The organism is Streptomyces sp. NPDC014727, assembly GCF_043083485.1.
Classification (GTDB): domain Bacteria; phylum Actinomycetota; class Actinomycetes; order Streptomycetales; family Streptomycetaceae; genus Streptomyces.
Map to the genome: position 1 here is coordinate 138396 of NZ_JBIBYR010000014.1, position 13210 is coordinate 151605.

Genomic DNA, 13210 nt, shown 5'->3' on the forward strand with positions numbered 1-13210 from the left:
TCAGCGGCCGAGCAGTAGCCGGCCGGTGGTCGACTCCTGGCTGTCCCACAGGTGTCTCACAGTTTTCCGACAGGTGACGCACAGCTGAGTGATCGCCGAGTGGGCCCGAAGTCAAGGATTGAGCTTTAAACGTCGCGTACGTCACACCGACAACTCTCCGTACAACTTTCCGCTGAGCTTCCGGGTCGTGGAACTGATCGCTCCATCCCCATGGCATGCATCGGCGCGGGCCTCAACTCGGGCCAGAACCTGAAAGGCAACATTTATGGCCGCTTCGTCTGCGAAGCGGCGGCACAAGGTCCGACGCCGGGCCGACATGTCGCTGCTGGGTGGCATCCGTCCACCCATCGCGGTCCTCTCGGCCCTGCTGCTCTCCCTCGCGGGCATCACCGCCCTCGGTCTGGGGAGAGCCGGTCAGGACCCCGTACCCGAGGCAGTGCTGACCTCGCAGCAGCACTTCGCCGAGGACGGTGCCGTCGCCATGCGCGCCTCGATCGACGAGAGCGCCACCGACCTGACCCGTACCGCCGGGCTCTTCAGCGCCGGCGATCCGGTCTCGCCGGACGCCGTCCTCGACAAGATCGGCAGTGTCTACCAGAAATGGATGGGCACGGCCGTCGTGGAGATCAAGTCCGGGCGGATGCTTGCCGCGCGCGGTGAGAACGTGCCGGTCACCGCCGTGGACACGAGCAAGCTCGCCGAGAAGGACGGTCTCAGCCCGCGCATGGTGCGGCTGCAGAACGGCGAGACCCGGCTGCTCGCCTTCGCGCTGCTGTCCTGGCCGGACCGGCCGCAGCAGTTGCTGATCGCTTCGAGCAGTCTGCGCTTCCCGGGCATCAGCCTCGGGCAGTTCCGCTCCATCGCCGTCATCGACAGCGAGGGGCGCATCCTCAGCAGCGACGGCATTCCGGAACCCGAGCAGGTCCTCACCGATCTTCAGCGCGAAGGCGTCAAGCGCTCCAACAAGCAGCTGAAAGCTTTCTCCAAGATCGCCGCCGTCAAGTCGGCGGAGCACCCGCTCAAGGCGAAGGAGCCCGGTTCCGGCGGCTTCCTCGGGGTCAGCGGCAGTCTGCTCGGCGACTCCTTCGAGGGCGACCGTTCCATCGCCGGATACGCCACGCTCACCGGCCCGGAGCCCGGCGAAGGGACTGTCGCGACCGCGCTCGGCCTGACCGTCGTCTCCATGGTCGATGTCGCGGTGGACCCCACCAGGGTCGCCGGGCCGCTCTTCGGACTGCTCGCCGCGGCCGCGCTGCTGCTGATCGGCGCCCTCGCGGTCGCCCTCCTGCTCGGTACGGTCCAGCGACCGCTGCTGAAACTCTTCCTGGAGAGCCGCCGGCTCACCCGCGGCGATCTGACCCGTCCCGTCACCGTCCCGAGGTACGGCGAGGCAGCGCGGATCGGGCAGGCCCTGGAACGGCTCCGCCGCCAGCTCCTCGGCGAACCGGCCGGCACCACCGACGCGTCCTCCGGCGCGTCGCGCCGCCGCCGTGTCGGCACCCGCGGCCTCGTCGTGGTCTGCGGTGTCCTGCTCCTCGCCTGGTCGGCGCCGATGCTGCTGCTCTTCAACCGCGCCGACTCGACCGTCGCCGTACCGGAACAGATCATCAGCGACCAGCGCGAGCGCACCGACACGCTCTCCGACCGCGTGCGCCGCGCGCTCAACGAGGGCCACGCCGACCTGGTCTCCGTCTCCGCGCTGATCGGCAACCGGACCAGCCCCGACGACATGAAGAAGGTCCTGGAGCGCACCCGTACCGAGCACGTGCGCTACCGGTCGCTGTACGTACGCTCCGCCGAGGGCACCGTCCTCGCCCGGGCCGGCGAGTCCCCGCACGGCCTGCCCGCGAGCGGGAGCGGCGACGACAAACTGTCGGCGCAGCCGATCAGCGTCCTCAACGAGTCGGGCAAGGAGCCCGTCATCGCCGGATACGCCGAGATCCCGGGCCGCGACGGAGCCGCCGTGATCGGTGAGTTCCGGATCGACTTCATCAACTCGCTGCTCAAGCGCCCCGGCCTCGGCCAGATCCGGGTCGTCGACGACGAACGCCGGGTCCTCGGCGGCAACACCGGCTACCTCGCCTTCCAGAGCCTTCCGAAGCGGCTCGACGAACTGGCGACCGGCACCAACCAGAAGACCGGCCTCAGCGCCCGCGCCAGCGGTGTCATGTACCGCGACGGTGACGGAGTCCAGGTCGCCGGAGCCGCACCGTTCGTCGGCGGCGGGGCAGCGAAGAAGCTCGGCTGGACGGTGGTCAGCTGGCAGCCCGCCCCGGGTCTCGCGATCCCCGAGTACAGCCTGCAGAACCGCACCGTCCTGGCCGGGCTGCTCGGCATCACCGCCGCCGCCGCTTGCCTCGGCTGGCTGCACATCGTCGTCGTACGGCCGCTGCGCGAACTGGCCGGCAAGGCCGAGGCGCTCGCCGACGGCGATCGGCGCACCGTGCTCTTCCCGCACCACCACGACGAGGTCGGCGCGGTCACGCGAAGTCTCGAACTCGTCCGGCAGCAGCTCCAGGAGCAGCGCAGACGCGACGGCGCCCCCCTCGCCGGAAGGAACTGATCGGCCTTGCTCTTCCTCTACACCGTGCTCGTGATGTGCTGCGCGATCCTGCTGATCGCGGGCATCGTCGAGCAACGTCGCCACTTCAGCAATCTGGAGCGGATCCCGACCCGTGTGCTGGTCAACGGCATCCGCGGCAAGAGCTCCATCACCCGGCTCTGCGCCGGCGCGTTGCGCGGCGGTGACCTCGTCACCGTCGCCAAGACGACCGGCACCGCGGCCCGCTTCATCCACCCGGATGCCACCGAGGAGCCGGTCTACCGCAAATTCGGCATAGCCAATGTGGTGGAGCAGATCGGCATCGTGCGACGCGCCGCCGCGTACAACCCGGACGCGCTCGTCATCGAATGCATGGCCGTCATGCCGGCGCTCCAGGAGATCAACCAGTCGAAGCTGATCCGATCGACGATCGGCGTGCTCTGCAACGTACGCGAGGACCATCTGGCCGAGATGGGCCCGACCCTGGACGACGTGGCCCGCTCGCTGTGCCGCTCGATGCCGGAGGGCGGCATCTGTGTCACCGCCGAGAAGGACCGGTTCGACATCCTCCAGGAGGAGGCGGACGCCCGCGACTGCAAGCTGATCTACGCGGACCCGGAGACGGTGAGCGACGCGGAGCTGCGCGGGTTCAGCTGGTTCACCTTCAAGGAGAACGTGGCGATCGCGCTGGCCGTCGCCGAGCTCCTCGGCGTGGACCGGGAGACCGCGCTCCAGGGCATGTACGACGCCCCGCCGGACCCGGGTGTCCTCTCGGTCGAGCGGTACCGCACCCACGACGACAAGCGACTGCGGTTCGCGAACGTCTTCGCGGCCAACGACCCCGAGTCGACGCTGATGAACATCAACCAGCTGCTCGACCTGGGAGCGATCAGCCGGCCGCTGAACGTCGTCATCAACTGCCGCCCCGACCGGGTCGAGCGCAATGGGCAGATGGGCCAGATCATCCCCGACCTCCAGCCGGAGAAGGTCTTCGTCATCGGGCACCCGGCGAAGAGCGCCATCGACGCCATCCCCGCCGAGTGGCGGCACACGGCGGTCGATCTGGGCGGTGACAAGCGCGATCCCGAGGAGTTCATGCGCCAGTTGCTCGACCGGCTCGGCCCCGAGTCCTCGCTCGTCGCGATCGGCAACATCCACGGGCAGGGCGAAGTCCTGCTGGAGCATCTGGCCGAACTCCCCGCGGACGAGACGGCGGACGAGTCGACGGACGCGCCGGGTGTGAGGGACGCGCGGGACATGAAGGACGCGCGGGACGGCCTGCCCGACGAGGCACATGCCGCATCACACGACGACGGCCCGCCCACCGCGGCCGTTCCCGTGATCCCGGCCCAGCCCCGGCGCGAGGCGCCCGCCCTCGAACCGGGCCATGTGCGGCACGACGAGACGCTCGCGCTTCCGCGGTACACGCCGCGCCTCGACCCGTTCGCGCCGTACCCCGAGGCCTACGAGGCCCGGTACCAGCAGCGTCAGCCGGCTGTGCTGCCCCTCGCCGTACGCCCCCGGCAGCCCGGACAGGAGCAGCCGGGACTGCCGACGCAGCAGCCCGGACCGGAGCAGTCGGGACAGCAGCCGCAACAGCCCCCGCAGGAGCAGCCGGGACAGCCGACGCAACAGCCCCGGCCGACATCCGGGATTCCGGCGCAGAGTCCGGAGCAACCGCCCGCGAAGCCTCATGCACGCGGTCCGTTCGAGCCGGTTCGGCGGCCCGCCCCGGCCCAGCAGCACAACCCAGGAGAACCCCGTTGATCCCCTCCGTCCTCACCCCCGAGATCGCCGCGATCGGTATCGCTCTGGGGCTGATGTTCTCCCTGGTCTGCTACCTCACGACCAACCTCTCGCCCGGCGGCATGATCACCCCGGGCTGGCTGGCCCTCACTCTCGTCGAGGACCTCCAGCGCGCGGCCATGGTGGTCGGCGTCACCGTGCTGACGTACGTCGCCGTCCTCGGCCTCCAGCGCGTCGTGATCCTCTACGGCAAGCGGCTGTTCTCCACCGTCGTGCTCACCGGCGTCATCTTCCAGGCGACGCTGATGATCGTGCTGTCGCTCGAATTCCCGCTGATGTACACCAACCAGACGCTCGGCTTCATCGTCCCGGGCCTCATCGCCTACCAGCTCGTCCGCCAGCCCAAGGGCGCGACGCTGCTCGCGACCGGCACGGTGACGCTGATGGCGTACGTCGTACTCACCGCCGGAATCCTGCTCGGCGCCCTGCCCACCGTCTGACCGACCGACACCGCTCGACCCACCACCCGGAGCTGACCGACCCATGAGTGCCAAGACCAAGCGTGGCCCCCGCCCGGTGCTGCATGCCGTCACGGTGATCAGCCTGCTTGCGGGCAGCGCCTACCTCACCGTCGAACTGCGCAAGGACGAGCAGGCCAAGGCCCCCGCCGTGCAGGCCGTCACCGACAACCCCGCCCTGCGCTCCTCCGGCGCCGGTCTCAACGGCGAAAAGAGCTGGGAACGACTGCAGAACCCTGCCCGCACCCTGCTGCGCGGTGCCGATGGCGAGGTCCTCGCCAGCTTCACCGACGGCGCCCGCACCGCCACGCTCACCGGTCCCAGCCGAACGTTCACCGAACCCGCCTACACCAAGTCCCGGGTCGTCACCGAGGACTGGGTCCGGCTGATGCCGTACCAGTGGAAGAAGGGCTCCGAGAAGGAGAAGTGGTTCAAGGACTGGTTCAAGGAGTTCTTCGGCAGCGAGGAGGACGACCTCTTCGCGATGGCCTTCCAGTACGTCGACCAGGCGCCGATCAAGAAGGACGACGAGGGGGTCCCGTACGCGGGGGACGCCAACTTCGGTCCGATCAACCCGAACGGCAGTCCGGGCAACGACTACCGGCTGGAGGAGTCCGACTTCTTCGACTACCTCGGCATCCCGTACACCTTCCGCAACGGCACCACGATGCAGCCGCGCGCCGAGCGCGCCCGCTCGATGGACTGCTCGGGCTTCATCCGCACGGTCTTCGGCTACCGTGCCCGCTATCCGCTGATGGCCACCGACGCCCTCGGCGACGGACTGCCGCGCACCGCGAACGGCATGGCCCGCTCCGGGCGCGGCGCGGACGTCATCGAACTCAAGGGCATCACCCCCGCGGACCGGCCGAAGAACATCGACGTGCTGCAACCGGGAGACCTGGTCTTCTTCAAGCTCGACCAGCGGACCAAGCAGCGACTGGACCACGTCGGCATGTACATGGGGCACGACACCGACGGGCACAAGATCTTCGTGTCCAGCCGGGAAGAGGTCAACGGTCCGACCATCGGCGACAAGGGCGGGACCTCCAGGCTGGACGGGAACGGCTACTACGCCGCTACGCTGCGCAGCGCCAAGCGCCTGTGAAGCAGCCCCCGGCCATTTCGCGCCGCACCGCCCGGAGGCCCGCCGCTCGGCGTGGCTCCGGGCGGCGGGGCACGGGGCCGGAGGCCGTCCGGGCCGTCCGCGCCTTCGTCATTGGCCGCGCCAGATGTTGTCGAAGGCCGCCTCGTCGATCGCTCGCCGTTGCCGCTGGAACTCAAGGTCGCGCAGGGCGTCGTCCACTGCGGCGAGCACCGTCGTGATCGACTCCTCGGGCACGCCCGGGGAGTCACCGGTAGGCTTGTCGCGGATTCCGGCCGCCGCCGCGAGCGCGGCGAGGACGGGCTCATCGGCATTCCAGCGGTCCGCCGCCCGGCGACGGGCGGGCGAATCGGCAAGGACCATCCGACTGGTCGCGGAAGGCACCCAGCGGGATCGGCTCTGCGCAGTGAGCTGTCCCTCCGCCTCAAGGGCGGCCAGATAGGCCGTGGACAGACCGCGGCCTCGGCGCCACAGCCAGTCGTCGAGCGATTCGTAGGGCGGTTGCCGGACGAGCGACGACACGGCCTCGTCCAACAGGGGATCCTCCATCGCCGGCGCGTGGCCCGGCACGATCCGATCGCCGTCCAGCCTGACGGCCTCGGCACCCAGGAGATCGATCACCTCCGCTCCCGCGAGCACCAGCGAGAGATCGCCTCGCTCCAGGGGGCGGCTTGCCGCTCTGTCGATGGCGGCGATCAACAGGTCCCGCGGTGTGCTCATGAATGGCTCCACGTCAGGGGCGTCCGGGTGTCGGGCGGGTGTAGGGGCGCCTGGGCGTCGACGCCATCGACGCCGTCACGCGGCGAGAAGCTGCGGTCGCCGGTGTCGCCGACGATGATGCCGCGGGCGCTTCGGGGGCCGCGGTGCCCGGCGGAGTGGCACTCGTCTCTCGCTGTGACGGATGAGGCGGTGGACACACCGACCCCGTCCGACCCGTTGCCGACGGCGATCACGCCCCCATTCGAGTCCGAGTCACGCTCGCATTCGAGTCTACGAAGCGAGGACGTCAGCCGCATCCCGCGCTGCCACCCGTCCCGCCGGGGACGCGCACCCCGGCGGGAAGCCGACGGCCCCAGTGGTGCGAGGGGATGGCCGGAGGCTCTCGGGGCACCGGAAACCGGCGCAGTTCGAGGCCGCTCGACGCGGCGGGCCGCGCTATCCGTACGAGAGGTTGGAGCAGGGGTTGTCGTCGGCGGAGCGGGCGTCCGCGGTGACCTGGGAGGGCACGGCGGACGGCGGGGCCGACGCGGTGGCTTCCGGCTCGGTCGCGTACGTCGTGCCGAGGACGACCGCGATGCCGGTCGTGGCGACCGGGGTGAGCTCCGCGCCGGGGAGGGCCCGCGCGACCTTCCCGGCCTGGTCCTTCCGGCCGGGGCCGTATTCGATCACGGTCTTGACCTGGGTGCGGACCGAGGCCGTCGAGGTGTCCGTGACGGTGAAGCCGTGCTCTTCGAGCATGTGGGCGGCACGGGCCGCGAGGCCGGTGACGGTGGTGCCGTTGGAGACGGCCACGGAGACACCGGTGCCGTAGTCCGGTTCGTCGGCGCCCGGTGACGGCGCGGTCGTCTCCGCGTCCCCCTTTCCGCCGGCGTCCTGGCCGTCGATGGTGCGGTCGGCCCTGAGCGACGCCCACAGCGCGTCGGCGTCGGGGTGGACGATCGCCACGCGCGCACCCTGGTACTTCCACGGCACGGTCACGAACTTGGTGTTGTGCAGGTCGATGTCCTTCATCGACATCGCGAAGGAGACCAGTTTGTCCGCGGAGCCGAGTCCCGGGTCGACGGTCATCGACCTGGTGGCCGCGTCCGCGAGCGGCAGCAGTTTGGTGGGCGTGAGTCCGTCGCTCTTTATCTGCTTCAACAGGCTGGCGACAAAGGCCTGTTGGCGTTTTATGCGGCCTATGTCGGAGCCGTCGCCGATGCCGTGCCGGATGCGCACGTAGTCGAGCGCCCGCTGGCCGGAGACGGTCTGCGGGCCCTTGGCGAAGATGCGCTTGCCACGAGTGGGGCGATTGGGGTTGAGGTCTCGCTGATAGACGTCCTGGGGCAGGCAGACCTCGACGCCTCCGACGGCCTCGGTCATCGTCGCGAAGCCCTTGAAGTCGACGACGACGGTGTGGTCGACGCGCAACCCGGTCAGCTTTTCGACCGTGTTCTGGGTGCAGGCGGGGTTGCCCTTGGCCGTCCCGCCCACCGAGTACGCCGCGTTGAACATGACGTCGGTCTGCGGCCGGGACCAGGTGCCGTCGGGCAGCTTGCAGGGCGGGATGTCGACCAGGGTGTCACGCGGGATGGAGACGGCTATGGCGTGCTTCTGATCCGCGTACGTGTGCAGCAGGAACGCGGTGTCGGAGCGGCCGATGTCGTCCTTGTCCCCACCACCCAGATCGCTGTTGCCGTCGGTCCGCCCGTCCGAGCCGATCACCAGGACGTTCGACCCCTTGGTGGAGGCGGGCGGCCGGTCGCCGGACACGCCGTCCGAGTTGAACGTGCTGATGTTCCCGTTGAGCCGCATGTAGACCCAGCCCGCGCCGGCCGTCACCAGGACGAGCAGTGAGACCGTGACGGTGAGGACGGTCCGGGTGCGGCTCCGTTTGCGCCGTCGACTGTGCTCGGCCGCTGCGCGCGCACGGTGCCGGGATGCCTGGCGGCTGCCTGTCATTCGTCCACGCCCCATCAGTTCCGGTCAGGGGGAAGGGGTGACCGTTCCCGACTCGACGGTTGTACAGTTGCGCAATGTAGCAAGCATTTCCGAGAGATGGCGCCCCGCGTGGTCCATCGAGGAGAGAGAAGGGTGGGGTGGAGTGTTCCGTAACGCGCTGGAGCCCTGGCATCTGCTGATCCTGGGGCTCGTGATCGTCCTGCTGTTCGGTTCGAAGAAACTGCCCGACACCGCACGGGCGCTGGGGAAGTCGCTCCGCATCCTGAAGAGCGAGACCAAGGCCATGAAGGAGGAGGGGGCGTCCCCGTCGGCCGCTTCCGAGGCCGACGCCCCCGAACCGCCTGCCCCGAGGATCATCCGGTCGGCCCCGGGCGATGCCGCCTCGGCCCGTCCGGTGGCGGAGAGTGGCACCGAGCGCCACTGAGCGTCGCGCGTCCGCCGCGAGGTGGCTCGGTTCGTACGGTGAGGTCGCGGCGGTGCGTGTGCCGCGCTTCCGTCTGCGTCTGCGTGTACGGGTCCGGCGCGCGGGTGGGTCCTGGTTGCGGGCGCATGCCGCTTGCGCCGCCGGGAGCCGGTCCGCGACCCGTACGCACGGTCCGCCCCCCGGGGGTCTCTTCCGAGAACGGCGGCCCCGGGGGTGGCCGCCGCATCCGCGTCCGGGGCTGTCACCCCGCGGCGACTTTAAAGGTTGCGCAATATTTGAATATGGTGGGTTCACTACGCGTCCGGCGGAGCCCTGTTGTTCCGGCGGGCGCATCACCGGCGTGTGTCGAAGGAGAGCAGTGGTGTTGGGCGTCAGTCTCGCCAAGGGTCAGAATGTCGTCCTGAACCAGGACGGCACCCCGCTCGCGGACGTCACGGTAGGCCTGGGCTGGGACGCCCGTCCGGTCGGCGGCACGGACTTCGATCTCGACGCGTCCGCGATCATCTGCGGACCGGACCAGAAGGTCGTCTCCGACCGGCACTTCGTCTTCTACAACAACCTCACCAGCCCGGACGGGGCGGTGCGGCACACCGGCGACAACACCACAGGGGAGGGCGACGGCGACGACGAGCAGCTCCTCGTCGACCTCGACCGGCTCGACGAGAAGACCGGGCAGATCGTCTTCACCGTCTCCATCCACGACGCCCAGAACCGCGGCCAGAACTTCGGGCAGGTCGAGGACGCCTACATTCGCGTGCTCGACAACCTCACCGGCCGGGAGATGTGCCGCTACGAACTCTCGTACGACGCCGCGAGCGAGACGGCGATGGTCTTCGGTGCCTTGTACCGCAGGGGTGGCGAATGGAAGTTCCGCGCGATCGGCCAGGGTTACGCATCCGGTCTGGCCGGTATCGCCGTCGACTACGGCGTCGACATCGCCTGAGCCGGGAGGAAGGGCGGCCCCGCGCCATGGGTGCGCGGCCGCCCCCGGAGGCATCACGGGCGCCGTGTGCCGGGGAGGTTCGGTCCGCTGAAGTCCGGGCCGACGAAGTCCGGGCTGCTGAAGTCCGGGCGGCCGAAATCCGGGCTGCTGAAGTCCGGGCTGCTGAAACGGGGCCGGTGGCCCGAGCCCGCACTCCGGCCGGGCTCCGGCGCCGCGGGCTCCTGCGCGAGCTGCTCGACGAGGAACGGCCGGATGCCGTTGTGGCGCAGGGCTCGGAGCCACGCCTCCCTCGCCCGATCGAGGTCGGCGTCGAGGCCGGGAGACCGCGGCGCACTGGTGCTCGTACCGGGTCCCCGGTGCGCGGCGGCGGTCCGGTAGAGCGCGAGGATGCCGAAGGCGGCGGTGAGCGCGGCGATGCCGAGGCTGACCCAACCCGCCCCGATCAGCGTGCCGGCCATGGCGGGCATGCTGTCGGCGAGCCGGAGCACGTACCCGAGAAGAAGGAACGTGCCCGCGGCAACTGCGGCGAGGACCGGGGTGAGTACTGCCAGAACGGGTACCAGGCCCGCGCCCGTGTCCTCCTGGTGCCCCGGCCCGGACAGGGGCGTCGCCCGATCGACGGGCCCACCGCCCTGGATTCGTCGCCGCAGGTCCGTGTACGACCGGTACTCGGACTCGGCGGCCGACGCCACATGAGGACCGGCCGCCAGGCCTCTGGCGCGCAACTGGTCCGTGCCGATGCCGGACTGAGCCAGCAGGCGCCGAATCTCCGCGGACCCGATGACGTCGTCGAGAGCTGACGCGTAGTCGGCTCCGTCCGCGTCCCGCAGTGGAAACGACCGGTCCATTCCATCCCCCCGATTTGTGTGATCCGTTGTCCTGGGCCTTCGCGGCGGCGACGGCGTACGAGCCGCCGCGGGCGGGGCGGCGGATGAGGGCATCCGGCCCCGAAGGCGAGCCCGCCGTCGCCGCCGCCGATGGTGGCGGGCCGTCAACCCGGCCCGGAGCGCCGCGGGTCGGCGGTCACGGAGCCGCTGTCCTCAGGTGCGGGCGCGTCGCGCGACGCGCCGCGTTCAGAGGCTGACGCCGAAGTCCGCGACGATGCCGCTCAGGCCGGAGGCGTACCCCTGGCCGACTGCGCGGAACTTCCAGTCGGTGCCGTTGCGGTACAGCTCGCCGAAGACCATCGCGGTCTCGGTCGAGGCGTCCTCGCTGAGGTCGTAGCGGGCGATCTCGGCCCCGCCGGCCTGGTTGACCACCCGGATGTAGGCATTGCGGACCTGTCCGAAACTCTGGCCCCGCCCCTCCGCCTCGTGGATGGATACGGGGAACACGATCTTGGCGACCTCGGCGGGCACGGCGGAGAGATCGACCTTCACGATCTCGTCGTCGCCCTCGCCCTCGCCGGTGAGGTTGTCGCCGGTGTGCTCGACCGAGCCGTCGGGGCTCTTGAGGTTGTTGTAGAAGACGAAGTGCGCGTTGGAGAGCACCTTGCCGGACGCGTCGCACAGCAGTGCGCTGGCGTCCAGGTCGTAGTCCGTTCCGGTGGTCGTACGGACGTCCCAGCCCAGACCGACCAGCACCGCGGTCAGTCCCGGCGCCTCCTTGGTCAGCGAGACATTTCCGCCCTTGGCAAGGCTCACACCCACAGCGATTCTCCCTCTTCACGGCATCGGCCCCGGACGGTCACCGTCCGGGCGCTCTGTGACAGCAGACTGAAATCTACAACACTGTAGAGTTGATGAGTGGCAGTAGTCCGGACGGCCATGGACGGATCGCCTGCGACGGTCGGTACGATGCCCCGTCGCCCGGCACAGCGGGCGACCGTACGGGAAGGGGACCGCGTCGTGACCGCAGAGGAGGACGGGCGGCCGGGGCAGCGCGCCCGCAGACGGGGCCAGGGAGAGCTCGAAGCCCTGGTGCTGTCCGTGCTGGGCGACGCCCGTACGCCGGTCACCGCGAGCTGGGTGCAGGAGCGACTCGACGGCGATCTCTCGTACAGCACCGTCATCACCATCCTGACACGGCTGCACGAGAAGAAGGCCGTGTCACGAACCGGCTCCGGGCGTCCGGTCCTGTGGCGGCCGGTCGCGACGGACGAGGCCGGACTCACGGCCCTGCGGATGCGTCGGCTCCTCGACAAACAGGACGACCGCGACGCGGTGCTGTCCAGCTTCGTCTCGGCACTCTCCTCGCACGACGAGGAGTTGCTGCGGTCGCTGCTCAACGAGAGTGCGCCACCGGCGCCCGGAACACCGCCGGCACAACCGGAGAGCTGAGCGATGGGCGTCTTCGTCTTCCTGCCCCTGGTGCTGCCGTTGACCGCGCTGCCGATCGCGCGTCTGGCCGAGCAGCATCTGCACCCACGGCGTGCCGCCCGTCTGCTGACCACCGTGGCGGTGATCCTCGCGTCGTGCAGCACGGTCTGTCTGGGGCTGCTGATGGTCGTCGGTACGGCCCAGCTTCCCGGAAACCCGCTGCCCGACGGCTGGTCCGACGAAGAGGTACGAGAGGCCGTCCCGCACGACAGGTTCGTCGGCAAGGCGGCCATCGTCGCGCTGGCGGCCGTGGCCGCGGCCTGGGTGCTCACCGTGCACCGTCACTACCGCTTCCGGTCCCGCGCCCACCGGGTCCTCGCCGCGCTGCCGTCGCGGGCCGAGGTCGCGGTCCTGTCCGACGCCGTGCCGTACGCCTACGCGCTGCCCGGCGCACCCGGCCGGATCATGGTGTCCACCAGCATGCTGGCGTGCCTCGACGAGGCCGAGCAGCGGGCGCTGCTCGCACACGAACGCGCGCACCTCTCGGGGCGCCACCATCGCCTGCTGCTCGCCGCCCAGCTCGCGAGCGGGGCGAACCCACTGCTGCGCCCGCTGCGGGCCGCCGTCGCCTACAGCACCGAACGCTGGGCGGACGAGGAGGCCGCGCGGGTCACCGACCGGCGGACCACGGCTCGCGCCGTCGGCAAGGCGGCTCTGATCTCCCACCGGGCCGTCTCGCCGACCGTCGCGGCCTTTGCCGTCTCCGGACCCGTCCCGCGCCGGGTCGCCGCGCTGCTGGGGCCCGTTCCGCCCGACCGCGGCTGGCCTCCGGCGCTCACCGCGACCGGCATCGCGGCCCTGTTCGCGGCGGCGGGCACCGCCGTGTCCACGTTGTCCTCGCTCAACGCCGCCTTCGCCCTCTTCCTCGTACTCGAAGCGGCGACCCCGTTGTCATGACACAGTCGTGCCGCTTCGTGCGGCCGGCCGGCCGGGCCATGGCCACTCCGTCAGGAGGA

General features: G+C 70.3%; 12 protein-coding genes. 8 read left to right on the forward strand and 4 right to left on the reverse strand.

Annotation, left to right across the window (positions count from 1 at the left end; translation table 11 throughout):
• Positions 1-265 precede the first annotated feature (265 nt).
• From ACF1B9_RS22660 to ACF1B9_RS22675, 4 genes are read left to right on the forward strand one after another with little or no spacing between them, the layout of a single operon-like run.
• Complete coding sequence (locus ACF1B9_RS22660) at positions 266-2563, forward strand: HAMP domain-containing protein (protein WP_391743316.1); 2298 nt, start codon at positions 266-268, stop codon at positions 2561-2563.
• 6 nt (positions 2564-2569) lie between these two features.
• Positions 2570-4309: a poly-gamma-glutamate synthase PgsB gene (gene pgsB, locus ACF1B9_RS22665; protein WP_391743317.1), complete on the forward strand. Its 1740-nt coding sequence runs from the start codon at positions 2570-2572 to the stop codon at positions 4307-4309.
• A complete protein-coding gene (locus tag ACF1B9_RS22670; protein ID WP_352269127.1) occupies positions 4306-4788 on the forward strand; it encodes a poly-gamma-glutamate biosynthesis protein PgsC/CapC in 483 nt (160 codons plus the stop codon). The genes pgsB and ACF1B9_RS22670 overlap by 4 nt, the downstream gene beginning before the upstream one ends.
• Before the next feature lie 43 nt (positions 4789-4831).
• Complete coding sequence (locus ACF1B9_RS22675; RefSeq protein WP_391743319.1) at positions 4832-5911, forward strand: C40 family peptidase; 1080 nt, start codon at positions 4832-4834, stop codon at positions 5909-5911.
• Between the two features lie 108 nt (positions 5912-6019).
• On the opposite strand, the gene ACF1B9_RS22680 is transcribed toward ACF1B9_RS22675, so the two are convergent.
• Positions 6020-6628 (reverse strand): GPP34 family phosphoprotein, encoded by a 609-nt coding sequence (locus tag ACF1B9_RS22680; RefSeq protein ID WP_391743321.1) that lies wholly within the window; start codon positions 6626-6628, stop codon positions 6020-6022.
• A 435-nt stretch (positions 6629-7063) separates the two neighbouring features.
• Positions 7064-8569, reverse strand: coding sequence for an LCP family protein (locus ACF1B9_RS22685; RefSeq protein ID WP_391743323.1), 1506 nt, complete (start codon positions 8567-8569; stop codon positions 7064-7066).
• Positions 8570-8711: 142 nt separating this feature from the next.
• On the opposite strand from ACF1B9_RS22685, the gene tatA reads away from it, so the two are divergent.
• Together tatA and ACF1B9_RS22695 are read left to right on the forward strand one after the other, a co-directional pair.
• Positions 8712-8993, forward strand: a complete 282-nt coding sequence (gene tatA, locus ACF1B9_RS22690) for a Sec-independent protein translocase subunit TatA (protein ID WP_391743324.1) — start codon at positions 8712-8714, stop codon at positions 8991-8993.
• A 364-nt stretch (positions 8994-9357) separates the two neighbouring features.
• Positions 9358-9936, forward strand: a complete 579-nt coding sequence (locus ACF1B9_RS22695) for a TerD family protein (protein WP_391743410.1) — start codon at positions 9358-9360, stop codon at positions 9934-9936.
• A 53-nt stretch (positions 9937-9989) separates the two neighbouring features.
• On the opposite strand, the gene ACF1B9_RS22700 is transcribed toward ACF1B9_RS22695, so the two are convergent.
• Positions 9990-10784 carry a hypothetical protein gene (locus ACF1B9_RS22700; RefSeq protein WP_391743325.1) on the reverse strand — a complete coding sequence of 265 codons (795 nt, stop codon included), beginning with the start codon at positions 10782-10784 and terminating at the stop codon, positions 9990-9992.
• Between the two features lie 225 nt (positions 10785-11009).
• Positions 11010-11585, reverse strand: coding sequence for a TerD family protein (locus ACF1B9_RS22705; RefSeq protein WP_365693083.1), 576 nt, complete (start codon positions 11583-11585; stop codon positions 11010-11012).
• Between the two features lie 198 nt (positions 11586-11783).
• On the opposite strand from ACF1B9_RS22705, the gene ACF1B9_RS22710 reads away from it, so the two are divergent.
• Positions 11784-12215 carry a BlaI/MecI/CopY family transcriptional regulator gene (locus ACF1B9_RS22710; protein WP_391743327.1) on the forward strand — a complete coding sequence of 144 codons (432 nt, stop codon included), beginning with the start codon at positions 11784-11786 and terminating at the stop codon, positions 12213-12215.
• Between the two features lie 3 nt (positions 12216-12218).
• Positions 12219-13151 carry a M56 family metallopeptidase gene (locus ACF1B9_RS22715; RefSeq protein ID WP_391743328.1) on the forward strand — a complete coding sequence of 311 codons (933 nt, stop codon included), beginning with the start codon at positions 12219-12221 and terminating at the stop codon, positions 13149-13151.
• Positions 13152-13210 lie beyond the last annotated feature (59 nt).

What these genes read in the sequence shown, in the direction of transcription:
- ACF1B9_RS22660 (WP_391743316.1), top strand. Translation starts at nt 266, where the DNA reads ATGGCCGCTTCGTCTGCGAAGCGGCGGCACAAGGTCCGACGCCGGGCC.
- ACF1B9_RS22675 (WP_391743319.1), top strand. Translation starts at nt 4,832, where the DNA reads ATGAGTGCCAAGACCAAGCGTGGCCCCCGCCCGGTGCTGCATGCCGTC.
- ACF1B9_RS22680 (WP_391743321.1), bottom strand. Translation starts at nt 6,628, where the DNA reads ATGAGCACACCGCGGGACCTGTTGATCGCCGCCATCGACAGAGCGGCA.
- ACF1B9_RS22685 (WP_391743323.1), bottom strand. Translation starts at nt 8,569, where the DNA reads ATGACAGGCAGCCGCCAGGCATCCCGGCACCGTGCGCGCGCAGCGGCC.
- ACF1B9_RS22700 (WP_391743325.1), bottom strand. Translation starts at nt 10,784, where the DNA reads ATGGACCGGTCGTTTCCACTGCGGGACGCGGACGGAGCCGACTACGCG.
- ACF1B9_RS22715 (WP_391743328.1), top strand. Translation starts at nt 12,219, where the DNA reads ATGGGCGTCTTCGTCTTCCTGCCCCTGGTGCTGCCGTTGACCGCGCTG.